A 15,945-nucleotide genomic window follows, 5' to 3' on the forward strand; every position below is an offset into this window, starting at 1 on the left:
GCCAAGGCGCCGGTCACGACCGAGGTGGTCCGCTTTTACTCCGCCCAATGGCCGGAAATTGCGCCGCCGTTGACATTAGACTGAACGCACCATCCCGGGATCGACATGCAGATTGCCTCAATTCTAGACTACATCGACAACGGGCACATGGCTCTGCCCGAGTTTCAACGCGGCTATGTCTGGGGGAGAGAACAGGTTCGAGGACTTTTTCAGTCGCTGTATCGCGGGCACCCGGTTGGCAGCCTCTTGGTATGGGCAACCGATGCGTCCACAGCAGCCCATCGTGGCGACGGCAAGCTGGCTCCTGGGGTCGTGAAATTGCTTCTGGACGGCCAGCAGCGCATTACCTCGCTTTATGGCGTCATCCGAGGTAAACCGCCACGTTTCTTTGACGGGAACGAAAAGGCGTTCACCGACCTGCGCTTCAATCTTGAGACCGAGGAATTCGAGTTTTTCCAACCGATCAAGATGCGAGAAGATCCGCTTTGGGTTGACGTTACCGAAGTCATGCAAAAGGGAAATAACGGCATTGGAGCCTTCCTGACCGCTCTCAGCCAAGACCCAAGCAACATGGCGAATATCGGCAAGTATATGGGTCGAATGAATCAGCTTCTTGGCATCCGCGATAAGGCTTTTCACATCGAGGAAGTCACAGGAGCAGACAAGACGCTGGACGTGGTGGTGGACATTTTCAACCGGGTCAACAGTGGTGGAACGAAACTGTCGAAAGGCGACCTAGCGCTGGCAAAGATTTGCGCCGACTGGCCTGAGGCCCGTGACACAATGAAAACCAGCATCGCGCAGTGGCGTGCCGACGGCTATGACTTCACTCTCGACTGGCTTCTGCGATCGGTGAATACGGTTCTGACCGGAGAAGCCAAGTTCCTTTACCTGCACTCGCAAGGCACGGACGACATCGCCAACGCGCTCAAGCGTGCCGTCCGTCACATCGACACGTCGCTGAACATGATTGCTGGGCGCCTCGGGTTAGACCATGACCGGGTTCTGTTTTCACGTTTCGCCATTCCCGTAATGGTGCGCTACCTCGATACGCACGGCGGAAAGCTTGATGAGAAAACGCGCGACAAGCTCCTATTCTGGTTCGTCCAGACAGGCATGTGGGGGCGTTACTCTTCTGCAGTCGAGAGCACCATCGACAAAGACCTGGGCATTCTCGAACAAAGCGACGGCGACCTGGAAAAACTAATCGCGGAATTGCGCCTCTCGCAGGGAGGTTTGCGGGTTGAACCAGATCATTTCCATTCATGGAGTGTAGGGGCGCGATTCTACCCCGTCCTTTACATGCTCACCCGCATGACCGAGGCACGGGATTGGGGCACTGGGCTCCCTCTGAAAAACAACCTGCTAGGAAAAATGAGCCGACTGGAAGTTCATCACATTTTTCCTCGCGCCCGTCTTTATGAAGCCAGCTATGCCCGAGCTGAGGTCAACGCCCTAGCAAACTTCTGTTTCCTGACCAAGGATACGAACCTGTCGATTTCTGACCGTCGACCTGAGGACTATTTTCCCAAAATCGAAGCAGATCATCCCGGCGCTTTGCACTCGCAGTGGATTCCGCAAGACCCGGCGCTTTGGCGGATCGAAAATTACAGAGACTTCCTTGAAGCCCGCAAAGAGCTTTTGGCGGACGCTGCAAACGCGTGCCTCGAGTCCCTTCTGCATGGCGACACATCGTTGCTCGACGGTGTCCGCACGGCCCGAACCACCGATCGTGTCCTTCTTGGTGGCATCGCGAGCGAAGATGAAGCGAACGAGCTGGAAGCTCTGAATGACTGGGTTGTGGAGCAAGGCTACGCGCGGGGCGAAATGGCCTTCGATCATGTGGACCCGGACACAGGCGAGCAGCGCGCCATCCTTGATCTGGTTTGGCCCAGTGGGGTTCAGGCTGAATTAACCGAGCCGGTAGCCGTTCTTCTTGGTGAGGGCGCAGAACTTATCTCGATGGCCAGTGCGGCGGGCTATCGATGCTTTACATCGTCAGGCGAGTTCAGAACCTACGTCAATAAGCTCAGTGCATCTGGTTCCGGCTTGGCAGCGGAGTAGGTCGAAGTCCCCAAATTACTCCCGGTGCTGCTGCGTGGGCAAAATAACGAACCGCGACCATTCCTCCATCATCTCGCGGCGCCTCTCGACCATGTCACTGCGCCGGTAAGCGCGTTCGACATCACTGCCAACATTATGGGCAAGCGCAATCTCTGCCATGTCGCGAGGATAAGTGGTGCGCTCGGCGGCCCAGTCGCGAAAGGTGGATCGCAACCCGTGCGGGACAGCAGGGCGGCGTGAGCGCGGGTCGAGGAAACCGGGACGCCCGTCCTTCTCTTCGGTCTCCTGAATACGGCGCATGACTGCGGAGAGCGTCATGTCCGACATCTGTCCGTTCCTGGGGGAAGGAAAGACGTAGGGGCAGCCCTTGAACCTGGGCAAGGTCTTCAAGAGCTTGATTGCCTCATAGGAGAGAGGCACTCGATGTTCGCGGCCGGCTTTCATCCTGTCTGCGGGAATGGTCCAGATGCCCCTTTCCAGATCGATCTCGCCCCAAAGCGCTCCACGCACTTCGCCTGAACGCGACGCGGTCAATGTAAGGAACTCCAGAGCGCGTGCTGCCATTCCGTTCCTGGTGCGCAGAATATGGAACCATTCCGCGACCTCGTCGAGGTCGACGGCCGGATACCGGTTCTCTTTCTGCACCTTGTCTGGAGACGGAAGAATCTGTTGAAGGTTGCCTTTCCACCGTGCCGGGTTTTCACCATCCCGGAGCTTCATGGCTTTGGACCAATCCAGCACGGCCTCGATGCGCTGGCGCACGCGCGAGGCGGTCTCGTTCTTCGTGGTCCAGATCGGGCGGAGGACCGCCAGGACGTCCTCCACTGAGATCGTCGCGACGGACTTTTCGCCGATGACCGGGAAGGCGTAAGTCGTGAGCGTCGATTGCCACTGCTTGACATGCTTGGCGTTCTTGAGTTCGCCCTGCACCTTCTCCTCGTAGAAGCTGTTGAAGGCGTCCCGAAAGGTCGTGCGTTGCTTTTCCTCAAGAACAAGGGCGGCCCGTTCAGCCTGTCGCTGTTCGACCGGGTCGATGCCTGCGCTGATCTTCCGCTTCATCTCCAGCGCCAGTTCACGTGCCTCTGCGAGAGAGACTTCTGGGTATGAGCCCAGTCCAATATGTCGGCGGTTGCGTCCCACCGTCACCCGGAATATCCATGATCTGGCGCCAGTCTCAGTGATGTTCAAGCTGAGCCCCGGGGGTATTCCTCCGACTGCGTGGCGGCCGGGTTCACTCAACCGCTTGACCTGGATCGCTTTCAGTTCCACCGCTTGTTTGGGCACTCTATGCCACCATCCTTGCCACCAAAAATGTTTCCCTTGTTTGCGGCAGATTGCAACTTAATGCAAATGATAATTCAGTTATGTTATTGACTATTAACGTAAAAATACGTCTCTTTGCATTCTCCTGCAACCCGATGAGATGTGTGAATGGCGGTTCCTCGGTCCGCCATGGTAATCCCCTACATTTCTTAAATAAAATGGTTTCAGAGCGCGATTGGTGACCTGCCAATGGTCTTTCATCCCGCCGCGACCGGAGCCTGATCTTCATTCACGCCTGTTGGCGCGGGTTGAGCAATCCCCCGTCGCGCGGAACTTTCATCGCGTGCAGCGGGTCGGGCGGTACTGGGAACCATCGCTTGTGCGGGTATCTGCGCAGGAACCGGCCGCAACACCAGTTCACCATGGAACCCAGCACATTGCCGAGCGTGGCGGTCCCGAACGGTCGCAAAGGCCACAAATCCGGATTACTCACCTGATACGCCAGCAAGGCCTCGATTGCATCGGAAACATCGTGGCTGCCGCGAATGCAGCTGCAAAAGACTGAGATAAATCTGCAAGATTACGGGTGCCGACCAAACAGATCATGCCGCTTGGTAGTGGCTGAAAACCTCAGCCGATCCATCCCTGAGCATCAGAATCACATCATAGGCTTCGCGCTCGTTGTCCGGGCCCATCCCGGGCGACCCGTATGGCATACCCGGGACTGCCAGCCCCACGGCGTCGGGCCGCTCTGCCAACAGACGGCGAATATCGGCGACCGGAACGTGACCTTCGATCACATAGCCGTCGACTAATGCCGTGTGACAGGACGCGATCGCGTCCGGCACGCCGCTGATCATTTTGAATCTCAATAGCTCATCTCGATCCACGTTTGTCTGGGAAACCGCAAACCCTTGGTCCGCCAAGATCGTCATCCAGGCTGAACAGCAACCGCAATTCGGATCCTTGACGACCTGGATCGACGTGCCAGCAGCCCAAAGGCGTCTCGGAACAAATGCAGTTGCTGCCAGTGATACCAAGATCGCTCTGCGTGACTTCCTGTTGCTCATTACAGACCCTCCAAGCTCATAGTGACAATGTGGAGTCTGGAAGCGCTGCTGGCAAGGACATGACTAACCTATCGGTAGCGCCCGCTCCCAACGTGCTGCGGCCCAGAGTTCATAGCTCAGGCTGTTCCGGACCGGATAACAGCGGTCGCAGCCAAGACGGCCTATATCGGGCCGGGATCACCCTGAGAGAACGGATACCGCGAAAGCTTCAACAAAAGGCTTCGGAATGAACTGCGGTACGGTGAACTCTTCTGTTCGCTACCGGAGGTGTAAACCTTGATCGAGCAATGGCGGAAACACTACAATACCAGACAACCCGGTTATCGCCCACCAGCCCCGGAGGTCATCGTTCCGATGAAACCCAGGCCAATCCTGCACCAACATTCAATCGGACCACTCAGGTGGGGCTGATCAATTGTCGAAATAGTTGAAGCTTGCGGCGGCCCTGAAATCTTGCTCTGAATTGCAGCGACCTCCACGCGCCGGGTTGGCTGTGTGACGCGAGGATCTTGAGCACAGGGGAGCAATATGAAGGTATTCATTGCCGGTCTTGCGACAGAGACCAACAGCTTTTCTCCGATACCGACGGGAACCCTTGCCTTTCAGGACAGTTTCGTCAGCCGTAAGGCCACCGCGGAACCGGCCAATCTGTTCTCGGCGCCGCTGCATGAGTGGCGCCAGATGGCAGAGGCCCGGGGGTGGGAGGTGATCGAAAGCCTTGCCGCCTTTGCCCAGCCTGCCGGACCGACCATACGCGGGACTTATGAAGGTTTTCGCGAGGAAATCCTGGCTGACCTCCGCAAGGCCTCGCCCGACATTGCGCTGTTCTCGATGCACGGAGCGATGATCGCCGATGGTTATGACGATTGCGAGGGTGATCTGCTGACCCATGCACGCGCGATTCTGGGTGACAGGGTCGTGATCGGGCTGGAAATCGACCCTCACAATCACCTGACCCAGGACATGCTCGACGCGGCCGATCTGATCATCTGCTACAAGGAATACCCGCATACCGACAGCCCTGACCGGGCGCGTGAGCTGTTCGTGCTGGCGGCGGATACGGCCGAAGGCAAGATCAAACCCGTGATGCGGGACTACGATTGCCGGATGATCACGATGTTTCACACCACGCGCGCGCCGATGCGCGGGTTCGTCGATGAAATGCAGGCGACCGAAGGCAAGGATGGTGTCTTGTCTCTGTCTCTATCACACGGATTCCCCTGGGGCGATTGCGAGCGCGTAGGTGCACGGATGCTGGCGATAACCGATGGAAATGCCGACCAGGCCCAAGCCGTTGCCCGCGCTTTCGGCGAAAAGCTTTGGTCCCTGCGCGAAGGTGTACGGGTGAATTGGCCGTCGATCGGCGGCGCCTTGGACAAGGCGCAGGCGGCGGCGAAAACACCTGTCGTGGTCGCAGACTTTGCCGACAATGCCGGGGGCGGCGCACCGGCGGACTCGACCTTTGTCTTGCAAGAGGTCCTGACGCGCGGACTGAGCGATGTGGCAATCGGCATTTTCTGGGATCCGGTGGTTGTTCGGATGTGCATGGATTCCGGTGTCGGTGCGACGATGCAGGTCAGGTTGGGGGGAAAGGTCGGGCCGATGTCGGGCGATCCGGTCGACCTGACGGTGACCGTGCGCGGCATCAAGGAAAACATGCATCAGATGATGGGTCAGACCAGAATGCCGATGGGCAATGGTGTCTGGCTTGAAGCGAATGGCGTACACATGGTGCTGAGCGACAAGCGCACCCAGGCCTTTCATCCGATCGGCTTCACCGATCTTGGGCTTGACCTGTCTAAGATGAAGATCGTTGTGGTGAAATCCTCGCAGCATTTCCATGCGGGTTTTGCGCCGATTGCGTCTGAGGTGATCTATATCTCCGGGCCCGGTGCGATTACGCCTGACTATGCCAACATCCCCTATACCAAGCGTCACGGGGGATACTGGCCCAAGGTGGAAGATCCCTTTCGCTGATTCCTTTCTAGCGGGTTCTCACACAACTGCCTTTTTAGTCATTTTAGAGGGTTTGCCTTTGAAAAGGCGGGCTTTTCCTGCGTTTCGGTTTGCTATTCGAACCGACGGTGATCTTTTTTCCGAAATCCTTTGACTCGTGCAGGCGGCGCCTCAATGATCAGGTCAGCGCATCAAAATTGCGTGTGAAAATGACAGGGAGCAAACAATGTTCAAAACCGCACGACGCGGCCTTATAAAAGGTGCCGTGGCCGCGATGGTGATGGGCCTGGGGTTGAGCGCCACAGGAACATTCGCCCAGGCCGAGACCACCCTGAAAGTCGTTCCGCATTCGGACCTGAAGATTCTCGACCCGATCTGGACCACTGCCTATATCTCGCGCAACCACGGCTATATGGTCTATGACACGCTGTTCGCGCTGGACGCATCCGGCAACGTCCAGCCACAAATGGTGGATACGGTCTCGACATCCGACGATGGGCTGACCATCACCATGACCCTGCGCGACGGTCTGTCGTGGCATGACGGTGCGCCGGTGACGGCGGCGGACTGTGTGGCCTCGATCAAGCGCTGGGGCTCCAAGGACGCCATGGGCCAGAAGATGATGAGCTTCGTCGACTCGCTGGAAGCGACGGATGACAAGACCATCACCTTCAAGCTGAACGCTCAGACTGGCCTTGTGACGCTGGCGTTGGCCAAGCCCAGCTCGAACGTGCCGTTCATGATGCCCGAGCGTATCGCCAATACACCGTCATCCGAGCAGATCTCGGAATTCATCGGTTCCGGTCCTTTCGTTTTCAATCAAGAGGCTTGGGAGCCCGGCACCAAGATCGTCTATGACAAGTTCGCAGGTTATGTTCCGCGCTCGGAACCGGCCTCGGGTCTGGCAGGCGGTAAAATTGCCAAGGTCGACCGGGTCGAGTGGTTGCCGATCCGTGACCAGCAACAGGCGGTCAACGCGCTGAAAGCCGGCGAACTCGACTATATCGAAGGTCTGCCTCACGATCTGCTGCCGCTGGTCGAGGGTGACGAGAACATCAAACTTGTCGACTTTAACCCGGCCGGCAACCAGTTCACCTTCCGGTACAATGTGCTGCACCCGCCGTTTGACAATCCGAAGATGCGGCAAGCGCTTCTCTATGCCTTCAACCAGGAAGATTTCCTGCAAGCCCAGATCGGCAACGCCGATTATTACAAGGCGTGCAAGGCTATGTTCGGCTGCGGCATGCCGTTCGAAACCACGGCTCATATGGATGGCTTGCTGGAATCGAACTTCGACAAGGCGCGCGAGTTGATCGCGGAATCGGGTTACAACGGCGAGCCGATCCTGCTGATGCATTCGACCGACCTTGCGGTTCTCACCAACCTTGCGCCGGTGGCCAAGGACCTGATGGAGGCCATCGGTCTGAATGTCGACATGCAGTCGATGGACTGGCAGACGCTGGTGGCACGCCGCGCGAAGAAGGATCTGCCTGCCGATGGCGGCTGGAACGCCTTCATCACGTCTTGGACTGCGGGCGACCTGTTCAACCCGGTGGCTATGGCCTTCCTCAATTCGTCATGTGACACGGCCCTCTTCGGCTGGCCCTGCGACGAAAAGATCGAGGGGCTGCGCGATTCCTTTGCACGTGCGACCACCAAGGAAGAGCAGTTGAAGATCGTCGAGGATGTGCAGGGAGCCTGGCTCGAATATCCGACCCATATTCACCTGGGTCAGTGGAACCAGGCGACGGCGACGCGGTCGAACATCGACGGTGTTCTGCCCACGGGTGCTGCGGTGTTCTGGAACATCTCCAAGAACTGACAAAAGTGAACTGCGCGGCGGCCCATGCTGCCGCGCAGACCATTTCGCCGCGCAAAAGAGTCAGAGACCCATGCTCAGCTATCTTCTTCGCCGATTGATCGCGACCATTCCGGTCATGTTGCTGGTTGCGGTCTTCGTTTTCATGCTGTTGCGTCTGACGCCCGGCGACCCCGCTGCGATCATCGCGGGCGATTACGCAAACGATGCACAGATCGCCGAGATCAGGGCAAAGCTCGGACTGGACAAGCCCTTGCCGGTTCAATTCATGGTCTGGCTTGGCAACATGTTCCAAGGCGATTTTGGCGAAAGCTTCTTTTACAAGAAACAGGTCGGAGAATTGATTGCGGCGCGGCTGGAGCCGACCTTGTCCTTGTCTCTTCTGACCATCATTCTGACCGTCTGTATCGCTGTCCCGTTGGGCACGCTGGCGGCCTATCGCCAAGGCAGCTGGCTTGACCGGGGCATCATGGGCTTTTCGGTTCTGGGTTTTTCGCTACCGGTCTTTGTTATCGGCTACATGCTGATCTACCTGTTTTCGATCAAGCTCGGCTGGCTGCCGGTACAGGGGTATCAGCGCATCTCCGACGGGGTTGGCGGATGGCTGCTCCGACTGATCCTGCCTTCGGTCGCGCTTTCGGTGATCTTCGTGGCGTTCATCGCCCGGATGACGCGAACCAGCGTGCTCGAAGTTCTTGGCGAGGATTATGTTCGCACGGCGCGGGCCAAGGGGCAGACGGAAACCAAGGTGCTCATGCGCCATGCGGTACGCAACGCGGCGGTGCCTATCGTCACCGTGATCGGGCTTTCCTTTGCGATCCTGATTGGCGGCGTGGTCGTGACCGAGTCCGTGTTTAACCTGCCCGGTCTTGGTCTGTTGACAGTCGAAGCCGTGCTTGCCCGGGACTTTCCGACCATCCAGGCCGTTATCCTCCTGTTCTCCTTCATCTATGTGCTGATCAATCTTCTGATTGACGTCAGCTATACCGTTCTTGACCCGAGGATCCGTTACTGATGTCGACTGCCGCGATTTCCCCCGGTCGCCAGACCCTGCGCCGAATGTTGGCCAACCCTTCGGTGATCATCGGTGGGGTGCTGGTCCTGGCTGTCGTGCTGTTGGGGTTACTGGCTCCGGTGCTGGGCACCCGCGACCCGGCCGATATTTCACCCAAGGACCGCAATCAGCCCCCGGGGTACGAGACTACGGTGCGTGACCATTCGGGCAAGAAGGTGCCGGTTGTCTATCGGCTGGGATCCGACACGCTGGGTCGCGATGTTTACAGCCGCATCATTTATGGGGCGCGAATTTCGCTTGTCGTGGGTGTCTCAGTCGCCACGATCTCGATCGTGATCGGCATGGCGATCGGTGTGCTGGCCGGTTATGTCAGATGGCTTGACGGGATCATCATGCGTGTCATGGACGGGCTTATGGCCATCCCCGCGATCCTTCTTGCCATTGCGGTGGTTTCCCTGTTCAGCGCCGGCCTGACCAGCGTGATCATCGCCATCGTGGTGCCAGAGGTGCCCCGCGTGGTGCGCCTTGTCCGCTCGATCGTGCTGTCCATCCGCGAAGAACCCTATGTCGAAGCAGCGATCACCGCGGGCACCCGTACCCCGGTCCTGCTGGTGCGCCATATCCTGCCCAACACCATCGCGCCGCTGATCGTGCAGGGCACGTTTATCGTGGCATCCGCGATCATCGTCGAGGCGATCCTGTCTTTCCTGGGCATCGGCATCCCGCCCGAGATTCCGACCTGGGGCAATATCATGGCCGAGGGCCGAGCGGTGTTTCAGCTTTTCCCGCACAATATCTTCTATCCTGGTCTGGTGCTGGCTCTGACCGTTCTTGCGGTCAACATGCTGGGTGACGGTCTGCGCGACACGCTCGACCCGCGCTTTGCAAAACGGTTGTGAGAAGGGCGCAGGAAATGGAACAGCAAAACGTCCTCGAGGTTCGCAACCTGACGGTCAGTCTGCCCAAAAATGCAGACCGTCCCAATGCTGTGGAGAACATCAGCTTTACAGTCGCTCCGGGCGAGATTGTCTGTGTCGTGGGCGAAAGCGGATCCGGCAAATCGGTTACCGCCTCGGCCGTCATGGGGTTGCTACCAGCGGCCCTGAAGCCGTCAACGGGCGAGACTCTCCTACAAGGCGAAGACACGCTTCAGGCCAGTGCGAACCGGCTGCGTGACCTGCGCGGCACCCGTATGGCGATGATCTTTCAAGAGCCGATGACCGCCCTCAACCCGGTGACGCGGGTGGGGGAACAGATTTCCGAGGTGCTTGAGATCCATACGGATCTTTCCGCCGCTGACCGACGTAAGCGCGCCATCGAGATCATGGAGGCGGTACACCTGCCTGACCCTGAAAAGATGGTCGACAGTTTCCCGCACCAGCTTTCGGGCGGGCAGCGACAGAGGATCATGATCGCGATGGCGCTGGTGCTTGACCCTGCGCTGTTGATTGCCGACGAACCGACGACGGCGCTGGATGTGACGACCCAGGCGCAAATCCTCAAGCTGGTCAAGGAGATGCAAGAGCGGCGGGGAACCGGCGTTCTGTTCATCACCCATGACTTTGGCGTGGTGGCGGAAATCGCAGATCGCATCGTTGTCATGCAGAACGGCCGGGTGGTCGAATATGGCGACCGCGATGACGTTCTGCGCCGCCCCAAGGAACCCTACACGCAGATGCTTATGGCCTCGGTCCCGTCCATGACGCCGCCGGACCGGATGCCGCGGACCGGGAAAAACGCGATCGAGGTAAGCAACCTCAACAAGATCTATGGTCGCACCGGTTGGTTGTCGAAGGACCGGATCGTACATGCGGCCTCCGATGTCGACCTGCATGTCCGCAGGGGCGAGACCCTGGGTATCGTCGGTGAATCCGGGTCGGGCAAATCCACCGTCGCGCGTTGCATCGCCCGGCTGATTGACCCGACCTCGGGCACCATCAGCCTGCATGGAACCGATATCGGCACCCTGCCGCAGTCCAAACTGCGCCCACATCGCCGCAAGGTTCAGATCGTGTTCCAGGATCCTTACCGGTCGCTCAATCCGCGCCGTACCATCGGGCAGTCGCTGATTGAGGCACCGGTGAACTTCGGCGTGGCGATTGATCAGGCGCTGAAAACCGCGCGCGACCTTATGGAATTGGTCGGGCTGTCGGGCGACGCGCTCGAACGTTACCCTCACCAGTTCTCGGGTGGTCAGCGACAGCGGATCTGCATCGCCCGAGCGCTGGCGGTAGAACCCGATGTGCTGATCGCGGACGAGGCGGTGTCAGCGCTTGATGTCTCGGTTCAGGCCCAAGTGCTTGAATTGCTCGATGACATCCGCGAACGCTATGACCTTGCCATGCTCTTCATCACCCATGACTTGCGTGTCGCCGCTCAGATCTGTGACCGTCTGATCGTGATGAAAAAGGGCGTTGTCGTGGAACAGGGCCCTACGAAAGACGTCTATTCCAACCCGCAGCACGACTATACCCGGCTGTTGCTCGACGCGGCACCGGGGCGCGACGTTACCTTTGGGTCTGATACCGCCGCCTGAGACAGGGCAGGGTTACGAAAAGGAAAACAACATGGCCATTCTTCCCGTCATCGAACAAAGCAAGGGTGAGTTGGAGGCGATCTTCAAGGATCTGCACGCCCACCCTGAGATCGGGTTCACCGAAACCCGCACCGCTGGTGTGGTGGCCGAAAAGCTCCGCGCATATGGGGTGGACGAGGTGCACGAGGGCATTGGCAAGACGGGTGTTGTCGCGCTCATCAAGGGCAAGGGCGGCGGTAACCGCCGCGTCGGCCTGCGGGCGGACATGGATGCGCTGCCGATCCACGAGGAATCCGGGCTTGACTACGCCTCTCAGAATCCCGGGGTCATGCACGCCTGCGGTCATGACGCCCATACCACCATGCTGTTGGGCGCGGCCAAGCACCTTGCCGAAACACGTGATTTCGATGGTACTGCCGTCCTGATCTTCCAGCCTGCCGAAGAGGGGCTGGGCGGTGCGCGCGGTATGCTGGGGGACGGCTTGTTCGAGAAGTTTCCCTGTGACGAGATCTACGGCCTGCATAATTGGCCCAGTGGCCAGCCGCGCAAATTCGGCATTGTCAAAGGCGCGGCCATGGCCGGGTCGAGCTTTTTCGATATCAAGATCAAGGGCAAGGGCAGTCACGGCGCCATGCCGCATGAATCGCGTGATCCGCTCATAATCGCGTCGTCGCTGGTGGGCGACATCCAGACCATCGTGTCGCGCAATGTGCGCGCGCTCGACGCCTGCGTCGTCTCGGTCACGCAAATCCATGCCGGATCGGCCTATAACGTGGTGCCGGACACGGCGACGCTGGCCGGTACCATCCGGTACTTCAAGGATGAGGTCTGCGAACTCGCGGAACGCCGGATGAAGGAACTTTGCGATGGTTTCGCGCTGGCCTATGGGGTCGAGATCGACCTGCACCTGCGCAATGTTTTCAACGTGCTGCAAAACGATTCTGACCTGTCCGATGCTTATATGGAAGCAGCAGGGGATATCGTTGGCGCCGAGAACGTCGTTGAACGCGACGAGCCGGTGACCGGGTCCGAGGATTTCGCCGACATGCTGCGCGTGGTGCCCGGAGCTTATTGCACGCTGGGTCATGCAGGTACGGTTGCGGTTCACAATCCGAAATTCGTGATCGATACCGGTATATTGCCAGTCGGGGCCTCAATCATGGCGCGCGTGCTGGAGCGCCGCCTGCCGCTGGCTGGATAAACATATGCCCTTTCTGGATCTGCCTTTTGACTCCGACACCATGGTGGCGGGCCTGCGCCCCTGGATCGAATGCGAAAGCCCCACATTCGATGCCAGCGCAGTAAACCGGATGATGGATCTGGCCGCCTATGATCTGGCCGCTCTCGGTACGGTCGAGCGCATTCCGGGCCGGATGGGATTCGGCGGCAGCCTGCGCGTGCGCCTGCCGCATCCGGACGCTGGCAAGCCGGGCATCCTGATATCGGGTCACATGGATACGGTCCACCCGGTCGGTACCTTGAAGAAACTGCCGTTCCGGCGCGAGGGAAACCTGTGTTATGGTCCTGGTATTCAGGACATGAAGGGCGGCAATTTCTGCGCGGTCGAGGCGCTGCGCCAACTGGCCCGGGCAGGCATTCAGACGCCGCTGCCGGTTACGGTTCTTTTTACCCCGGACGAAGAGGTCGGCACCCCGTCAACCCGTGACCTGATCGAGGCGGAGGCCGCGCGCAATCGGTATGTTCTGGTGCCCGAACCTGCCCGCGACGATGGCGGTGCGGTGGTCGGTCGTTACGCCATAGCGCGCTTCAATCTGGAAACAGTGGGCCGTCCCAGCCATGCCGGCGCAAGACTGGCCGAAGGCCGGTCTGCAATTGCCACGATGGCGCGCAAGATCCTTGAGATCGAGGCGATGACAGGCCCCGATTGCACTTTCAGCGTTGGCGTGATCCATGCCGGGCAATGGGTCAATTGCGTATCCTCGGCCTGTCATGCCGAAGCGCTCAGCATGGCCAAACGGCAAGAGGATCTGGACAACGGCGTCGCGCGGATGTTGGCCCTCTCTGGCGAAGAGAATGGTGTCGAGTTCCGTGTCACCCGTGGTGTCACCCGCCCCGTCTGGGAGCCCGATCAGCCCGGCACGATGGCGATGTTCGAAATCGCGCGCGACATCGCGCAAGGGCTGGGATTTGATCTGACGGCAGCCAGTGCTGGCGGCGGATCGGACGGGAACTTTACCGGCGCGATGGGTATTCCAACGCTCGATTCCATCGGCGTGCGCGGCAAGGGGCTGCATACGCTGAACGAGCATATCGAGGTCGACAGCCTGCCGGAACGTGCCCGGCTGATCGCCGGACTTCTCATGCGTCTGACCTGATTGCGCATGAAAAAAACCCGGGCCAATGGCCCGGGCAAGGTCTCACACCGGTGAGGAAGGAAGCTTAGGATTTCGAGAACTCGGGATAAGCTTCCATGCCGAGTTCGGCCATGTCGAGCCCGTTGATCTCGTCTTCGGAGGAGACGCGAATCCCCATCACGGTCTTGAGCACGAACCAGAGCACGCCCGAGACGACGAAGGTGAAGGCGCCGACAACAACGATGGAGTAGAGTTGCGTTCCAAGGCTCGCATCGGCATTGGTCAGAACCACGGCAATGGTACCCCAGATACCGGCCATCAGGTGAACCGGGATCGCGCCGACGACGTCGTCGATCTTGACACGGTCGAGGAAGGGCACGGCGAAGACCACGATCACCCCACCGACTGCACCAATCAGGGTGGCAGCACCCAGGCCGGGGGTCAGCGGCTCGGCAGTGATCGACACCAGGCCTGCCAGCGCGCCGTTCAGCACCATGGTCAGGTCGACCTTTTTGTACATCAGCTGGGTCAGGATCAGGGCCGCGATGGCGCCACCTGCCGCTGCGGTGTTGGTGTTGGCAAAGATCCGGCTGATGTCAGCGACGTTGCCTGCCGTGTCCATATAGAGCTGCGAACCGCCGTTGAAACCGAACCACCCCAACCACAGGATAAACGTACCCAACGTGGCGAGCGGCAGGTTCGAACCCATGATCGGGATCACGCGACCATCCTTGTACTTGCCGAGGCGCGGTCCGAGGATCAGCGCGCCCGCAAGCGCGGCCCAACCACCGACCGAGTGAACCACGGTCGAACCGGCGAAATCAAGGAAACCTGCCGCATCCAGGAAACCACCGCCCCATTTCCACGACGCCTGGATCGGGTAGATCAGGCCGGTCAGCACGATGACGAAGATCAGGAAGGGCCACAGCTTGATCCGTTCGGCCAGGGTACCCGACACGATCGAAGCGGTCGTGGCGCAGAACATCAGCTGAAAGAAGAAATCCGAACCAACGCTGGCATAGGTCAGGTCGGTTTCGGTATCTGCCAGCCCGACAGGCTCCATCGCCGCCATCGAGAAGGCGCCCAGCACGCCGTCGATGCTCCAGCCGTCGCCGGGATACATCAGGTTGTAGCCGATCGCGTAATACATCAGCGCCGCGATCGAGAAGAGCGCGATGTTCTTGGTCAGCTGCATGGTCACGTTCTTTTGCCGTACCAGCCCGGCCTCGAGCATGGTGAAACCGGCCGCCATCCACATCACCAGGAACCCGGTGACCAGGAACATGAACGTAGTGAAGATATAGCCGATTTCTTCGTTCGGCGGCGTTACATCGGCCTCTTGGGCCAGTCCCAGCGTCGGCAACGCGATCAGCGCAGCGGCCGGAAGAAGTGTCTTGATTAGCGTCATAGCCTTGGTTTCCTTGAACATGTCTGAGGCGCCGATCACAGCGCGTCCTCGTCGGTTTCACCGGTGCGCACGCGCAGGGCCTGTGCCACGTCGACAACGAAAATCTTGCCGTCGCCGATCTTGCCGGTGCGTGCCGTGGTCGCGATCGTTTCGACGATCTGGTCGACAACCTGATCGGAGACGACCAGTTCCAGCTTGATCTTGGGTACGAAATTCACGGTGTATTCCGCACCGCGATAGATTTCGGTGTGACCGGACTGGGCGCCGAACCCCTTGATCTCGGTCACCATCATGCCGCGCACCCCGGCGTCGGTCAGGGCCTGCCTGACCTCCTCGAGCTTGAACGGCTTGATCGTTGCTATGATCAGTTTCACGTCTTTCCCCTTCGTTCAGCCGGGCGATCCGGCACTTTGCACATGCAGAAAGACCGGTTTTGGCGCCGCAACGAAGGATTCTGCGCAATTCCTGCCCTCCAAACCGGGGGTGAGCGCACAAATTT

At 59.2% G+C, this 15,945-nt stretch carries 12 protein-coding genes and 1 pseudogene; 9 read left to right on the forward strand and 4 right to left on the reverse strand.

Features of this window, described 5'->3' with window-relative positions:
• The first annotated feature begins 105 nt into the window (after positions 1-105).
• On the forward strand, positions 106-2,064 hold the full coding sequence (locus OE747_RS14805) for a GmrSD restriction endonuclease domain-containing protein (RefSeq protein WP_263829347.1): 1,959 nt from the start codon (positions 106-108) through the stop codon (positions 2,062-2,064).
• 15 nt (positions 2,065-2,079) lie between these two features.
• On the opposite strand, the gene OE747_RS14810 is transcribed toward OE747_RS14805, so the two are convergent.
• Together OE747_RS14810 and OE747_RS14820 are read right to left on the reverse strand one after the other, a co-directional pair.
• On the reverse strand, positions 2,080-3,348 hold the full coding sequence (locus OE747_RS14810) for a tyrosine-type recombinase/integrase (protein ID WP_263829348.1): 1,269 nt from the start codon (positions 3,346-3,348) through the stop codon (positions 2,080-2,082).
• Positions 3,349-3,929: 581 nt separating this feature from the next.
• A complete protein-coding gene (locus OE747_RS14820; RefSeq protein WP_263829349.1) occupies positions 3,930-4,397 on the reverse strand; it encodes a DUF411 domain-containing protein in 468 nt (155 codons plus the stop codon).
• 99 nt (positions 4,398-4,496) lie between these two features.
• Here OE747_RS14820 and OE747_RS14825 point away from each other — a divergent pair.
• From OE747_RS14825 to OE747_RS14860, 8 genes and pseudogenes are all read left to right on the forward strand, one after another.
• A pseudogene (locus OE747_RS14825) lies at positions 4,497-4,808 on the forward strand (integrase core domain-containing protein); the annotation flags it as partial.
• A gap of 117 nt (positions 4,809-4,925) precedes the next feature.
• On the forward strand, positions 4,926-6,374 hold the full coding sequence (locus OE747_RS14830) for a M81 family metallopeptidase (protein WP_263829350.1): 1,449 nt from the start codon (positions 4,926-4,928) through the stop codon (positions 6,372-6,374).
• Between the two features lie 205 nt (positions 6,375-6,579).
• Positions 6,580-8,175, forward strand: coding sequence for an ABC transporter substrate-binding protein (locus OE747_RS14835; protein WP_263829351.1), 1,596 nt, complete (start codon positions 6,580-6,582; stop codon positions 8,173-8,175).
• Positions 8,176-8,245: 70 nt separating this feature from the next.
• Positions 8,246-9,187, forward strand: a complete 942-nt coding sequence (locus OE747_RS14840) for an ABC transporter permease (RefSeq protein WP_263829352.1) — start codon at positions 8,246-8,248, stop codon at positions 9,185-9,187.
• The gene (locus tag OE747_RS14845) at positions 9,187-10,086 is read left to right on the forward strand and encodes an ABC transporter permease (protein ID WP_164131581.1); all 900 of its coding nucleotides are present in this window, start codon (positions 9,187-9,189) and stop codon (positions 10,084-10,086) included. Before OE747_RS14840 ends, OE747_RS14845 begins: the two co-directional genes overlap by 1 nt.
• Positions 10,087-10,100: 14 nt before the next feature.
• Positions 10,101-11,723, forward strand: a complete 1,623-nt coding sequence (locus OE747_RS14850; RefSeq protein ID WP_263829353.1) for an ABC transporter ATP-binding protein — start codon at positions 10,101-10,103, stop codon at positions 11,721-11,723.
• Between the two features lie 31 nt (positions 11,724-11,754).
• Complete coding sequence (locus OE747_RS14855; protein ID WP_263829354.1) at positions 11,755-12,924, forward strand: M20 aminoacylase family protein; 1,170 nt, start codon at positions 11,755-11,757, stop codon at positions 12,922-12,924.
• Positions 12,925-12,928: 4 nt separating this feature from the next.
• Complete coding sequence (locus OE747_RS14860) at positions 12,929-14,059, forward strand: M20/M25/M40 family metallo-hydrolase (RefSeq protein WP_263829355.1); 1,131 nt, start codon at positions 12,929-12,931, stop codon at positions 14,057-14,059.
• A 64-nt stretch (positions 14,060-14,123) separates the two neighbouring features.
• Here OE747_RS14860 and OE747_RS14865 read toward each other — a convergent pair whose 3' ends face one another.
• Both OE747_RS14865 and OE747_RS14870 read right to left on the reverse strand, forming a co-directional pair.
• Positions 14,124-15,446: an ammonium transporter gene (locus OE747_RS14865; protein ID WP_263829356.1), complete on the reverse strand. Its 1,323-nt coding sequence runs from the start codon at positions 15,444-15,446 to the stop codon at positions 14,124-14,126.
• A 35-nt stretch (positions 15,447-15,481) separates the two neighbouring features.
• Positions 15,482-15,820: a P-II family nitrogen regulator gene (locus tag OE747_RS14870; RefSeq protein ID WP_263829357.1), complete on the reverse strand. Its 339-nt coding sequence runs from the start codon at positions 15,818-15,820 to the stop codon at positions 15,482-15,484.
• Between the last annotated feature and the right edge of the window lie 125 nt (positions 15,821-15,945).

The sequence above is a fragment of the Ruegeria aquimaris genome (assembly GCF_025751555.1).
GTDB lineage: Bacteria > Pseudomonadota > Alphaproteobacteria > Rhodobacterales > Rhodobacteraceae > Ruegeria_B > Ruegeria_B aquimaris.

Coding starts and splice junctions, on each gene's coding strand:
- OE747_RS14850 (WP_263829353.1), top strand. CDS start 10,101: ATGGAACAGCAAAACGTCCTCGAGGTTCGCAACCTGACGGTCAGTCTG.
- OE747_RS14845 (WP_164131581.1), top strand. CDS start 9,187: ATGTCGACTGCCGCGATTTCCCCCGGTCGCCAGACCCTGCGCCGAATG.
- OE747_RS14865 (WP_263829356.1), bottom strand. CDS start 15,446: ATGACGCTAATCAAGACACTTCTTCCGGCCGCTGCGCTGATCGCGTTG.
- OE747_RS14855 (WP_263829354.1), top strand. CDS start 11,755: ATGGCCATTCTTCCCGTCATCGAACAAAGCAAGGGTGAGTTGGAGGCG.
- OE747_RS14840 (WP_263829352.1), top strand. CDS start 8,246: ATGCTCAGCTATCTTCTTCGCCGATTGATCGCGACCATTCCGGTCATG.
- OE747_RS14835 (WP_263829351.1), top strand. CDS start 6,580: ATGTTCAAAACCGCACGACGCGGCCTTATAAAAGGTGCCGTGGCCGCG.
- OE747_RS14860 (WP_263829355.1), top strand. CDS start 12,929: ATGCCCTTTCTGGATCTGCCTTTTGACTCCGACACCATGGTGGCGGGC.
- OE747_RS14830 (WP_263829350.1), top strand. CDS start 4,926: ATGAAGGTATTCATTGCCGGTCTTGCGACAGAGACCAACAGCTTTTCT.
- OE747_RS14805 (WP_263829347.1), top strand. CDS start 106: ATGCAGATTGCCTCAATTCTAGACTACATCGACAACGGGCACATGGCT.
- OE747_RS14820 (WP_263829349.1), bottom strand. CDS start 4,397: ATGAGCAACAGGAAGTCACGCAGAGCGATCTTGGTATCACTGGCAGCA.